Annotated in this window: 3 protein-coding genes; all 3 read right to left on the bottom strand. The window is 52.3% G+C overall.

Going from position 1 to position 3,835, the window contains the following annotated elements:
• Positions 1-142: 142 nt before the first annotated feature.
• Genes argF through arcD form a run of 3 tightly spaced genes read right to left on the bottom strand, consistent with a single transcriptional unit; the run spans position 143 to position 3,832 of the window.
• On the bottom strand, positions 143-1,141 hold the full coding sequence (gene argF / locus CSQ89_RS20360; RefSeq protein ID WP_099407833.1) for an ornithine carbamoyltransferase: 999 nt from the start codon (positions 1,139-1,141) through the stop codon (positions 143-145).
• 22 nt (positions 1,142-1,163) lie between these two features.
• Positions 1,164-2,381, bottom strand: a complete 1,218-nt coding sequence (arcA, locus tag CSQ89_RS20355) for an arginine deiminase (protein WP_099407832.1) — start codon at positions 2,379-2,381, stop codon at positions 1,164-1,166.
• A gap of 14 nt (positions 2,382-2,395) precedes the next feature.
• Positions 2,396-3,832, bottom strand: coding sequence for an arginine-ornithine antiporter (arcD, locus tag CSQ89_RS20350; protein ID WP_099407834.1), 1,437 nt, complete (start codon positions 3,830-3,832; stop codon positions 2,396-2,398).
• Between the last annotated feature and the right edge of the window lie 3 nt (positions 3,833-3,835).

Here is a 3,835-nt window from a genome sequence, read left to right as displayed (position 1 = left end):
TAGTTTGTGTTCTTGTGCTAGGCGCGCAAGCTGGACGGCAGCACAACGGATATTCTCTAGCTGGTTCTGCGCACTTAGCACCTGTCCACGCTTGAGTAAGGCGTTGCCGCCCAATGCAACAACAATTTTCATGGGTTGTGGCTCACGCAAGTGTAGCGACCAGGACCGCCTTGATCGTGTGTAGGCGGTTCTCTGCCTGGGTAAATACGATCGATGCTTCGGATTCAAATACTTCGTCCGTTACTTCGATTTCCGCTAAGCCAAAGCGTTCGTGTACTTGCCGGCCCACTTCCGTTTCGAGGTTATGGAAGGCGGGCAGGCAATGCATGAAACGTGAATGCGGTTTGCCTGTCGCCTGCATGAGGGCTTTGGTTACCTGATAAGGCATGAGTTGGTCGATACGTTCTTTCCAGACTTCATCGGCTTCACCCATCGAGACCCAAACGTCGGTATAGAGGAAGTCAGCACCAGCTACGGCACTATTGGGGTCCGTTTCAATCGTAATGCGCGCACCCGTAGTGCGAGCGAGTTCACGCATTTGCGTTACTAGTTCAGCAGGCGGCTGTAGATTGGCCGGTGCTGCAATGCGCACATCCATGCCCATCTGAGTACCGCCGATCAGCAAGGAGCATCCCATGTTGAAGCGGGCATCACCCAGATAGCAAAACGAGAGCTCGCGCAGTGGACGTTCACCAAACTCCTCCATCGTCAGCAAATCAGCCAAGACCTGCGTTGGATGCGCTTCGTCAGTTAGACCGTTCCATACAGGTACGCAAGAGAACCGCGCGAGATCCTCCACAACACTTTGGTGAAACCCTCGGTATTCGATGCCATCGTACATACGGCCTAGTACGCGAGCCGTATCTTTGAGCGACTCTTTGTGCCCCAGCTGCGAGCCTGCAGAATCAATGTAGGTAACGTGGCCACCTTGATCATGCACCGCGACTTCAAAAGCGCAGCGCGTTCTCGTCGAGGCTTTTTCGAAGATCAATGCAATATTTTTGCCTTTTAAGCGAGGATGCTCGATGCCTGCATACTTTGCACGCTTGAGTTCTGCTGCCAAGTTCAGCAGGAAGCGGATGTCTCTAGGCGAAAAGTCTTTCAAGTCCAACAAGCTTCGGTTATGGAGGTTGTAGCTCATGATATTTTCCTGGCGGGGTTGACTAGATTGGATCGCGTTCGATGGGGCAGCTCATGCAATGGCTTCCGCCACGACCGCGACCGAGTTCACCGCCGGGAATCGTGATGACTTCAACACCCGCTTTGCGCAACAGCGTGTTGGTGTAGGTGTTGCGGTTATAAGCCATGACTACACCCGGCGCTAGGGCAAGCAAGTTATTGCCGTCATCCCATTGCTCGCGCTCGGCCTCGAAAGAGTCACCACCCGTGGCCACCACCCGCAATTTTGCCAACCCTAAAGCTTGTGCAATGACATCCAAGAACGGTTGCTGTTCGGTGCGTACGTCCAGCGTGCCATCCTTCGTGCCCGGTCGAATGCTGTGTACTCTTATTGCACTGACTATTTCTGGGAAAATAGTCACCAGATCCACATCGCAAAACGTGAACACCGTATCCAGGTGCATGGCACCGCGGGACTTAGGTAGCTGCGCAGCTAATACAAGATCTGCCGCCCCATTGGCGAATAAGGTACGAGCCAACTGGCTGACTGCTTGAGGCGAGGTCCGCTCGCCCATGCCTATCAGAACGGTACCTTTACCAATCGGCATCACATCGCCCCCCTCGATTGAGGATATGCCTTGCGGTTGCCCCATATCCTCCTGCCAAATTTTGGTATGGCCTGCAAACAGAGGGTGGAAACGATAAACTGCGGTTGTCAGTAATGTTTCCTGCTGGCGAGCGGGCCAATACATTTGACCGGATACCACCCCATCAAATACCCAGGCGCTGCTGTCGCGCATAAACAGAGAGTTAGGCAGTGGCGGCAATAGTAGATCGTGGCGGCCCGAGCACCTTGCCAATAGCCCATCAGTGTCAAAAGGCAGCTCCGCTTGGGTGAGTCCTCCAATCATAAAGTTAGCCAATTGCGTTGGCGGCAGTTCCTCCAGCCAAGGCCGTAACTGACTAGTAAGTTCTTGGTCAACAAAGCAATCTGCAAGCCTGCGATCGAGCAGCCAAGTACGCGCTTCCATGTTGGTGACGGTATCGGCCAACAAATCGTGCAGATCTAGCACCTCGATACCCCGTTCAACCATGGCGGTCGTGAAAGCATCATGGTCATTGCGCGCCTGCGCCACCCACAACACATCGTCAAACAGCAAATCGCGGCAGTTGGCTGGTGTAAGCCGCTTTTGAGCAAGACCGGGCCGGCAAACCAAGACTCGACGCAACCGTCCAATTTCTGAGTACACTCCCGTAGTCATCGTGACTTCCAATCTTATAAGCTGAGTTTATTCGTTGACAGCAGATAAACTGCCACTATGGCCAGCAGCAGTAGGAATGCCAATATCCCCCACTCGAAACTGGTGAAAAGCCGCTCTGTACGCTGCTTTTTTGCGAACAGGTAGAGCGCTGCACCTGGGGCATAAAGCAAAGCCCCAAGTAGCAGGTACTTAAATCCTGCAGCATAGAGAAGCCACAGGCAATATCCCGTTGCTAATCCCGTCACTATCAAATCGCTTCTGCGAAAAGCAGTGATTACGCCTTCGCGACGCCATACCAGTAGCAGGCTATAGGCAGCGCTAAATAGATAAGGGACAAGAATCATTGCGGTGGAAAGGGATATAAGCGCTAGATATGACGCTTTGGAAAAAAGAGTCACAATGAGGAAAATCTGTACCATGCCATTGGTCAACCACATAGCATTAGCTGGAACGCCTTTTGCGTTTTGCTTGGTCAACCAGCGTGGCATTACACCACTCTGTGCAGGTGTAAACAGCGATTCTGCCGCAAGGAGTGTCCAGGCCAGGAAGCTGCCCCCAACAGACAGCAGCAACCCCAAATACACTACGACCGCACCCCAAGTACCGACCGCTTTTTCGAGCACACCGGCCATAGATGGATTCTTGAGACCGGCCAGTTCCGGCTGCGTATAAATGCCTAGTGATAGCAAAGAAACTGCCATCATCAGCAACAGACAAATCAAAAAGCCCGCTATCGTGGCACGTCCTACGTCTTCCCGATGGCGTGCTCGAGCCGAATAAACACTCGCACCTTCGATACCGATAAAAACCCATACCGTAACCAGCATCGTGCTTTTAACTTGATCAAATAAAGAACCGAGCTTCGCATGGCCCCAGAAATCTAATTTGAACACGTCGGATTGAAAGGCCAATGTAACTAGGACAATAAACAGTATTAACGGGACGATTTTCGCCAGTGTCACCAAGCCGTTAAGCGTCGCGGCACCATGTATGCCCCTCAACACCAGCAGATGGAAGACCCATAGTGCAATGGAGGCACCAAGAATAGCAGCGGTGGTGTTTCCATCGCCAAATACAGGAAAGAAATAACCAAGCGCCCCAAATGCCGCGACTAAATAGCTTACGTTTCCTACCCAGGCACTAACCCAATAACCCCATGCTGAATTAAAGCCCACGTATTCGCCAGATAGCGCCTGAGCATAGGCATACACGCCGTTATCTAATTCCGGTTTACGCAGAGCCAGTATTTGGTAAACACGCGCCAGCATAAGCATGCCGACACCACTGATGGCCCAACCGATCAGGATTGCACCTGCGCCAGCGCCAGAAGCCATATTTTGTGGCAAACCGTAGATACCACTGCCAATAATGGAACCGACAACGAGCGCAATAAGAAGACTAAGGCCAAGCGTGTTTGGCTTTGGTGTTACGGAAGCGGGAGCTGTATTCATGCT

The organism is Chitinimonas sp. BJB300, from assembly GCF_002735695.1.
GTDB lineage: Bacteria > Pseudomonadota > Gammaproteobacteria > Burkholderiales > Chitinimonadaceae > Chitinimonas.
The sequence above is the reverse complement of the archived record's forward strand: the minus strand, read 5'-3'. Positions and strand labels throughout refer to the sequence as shown.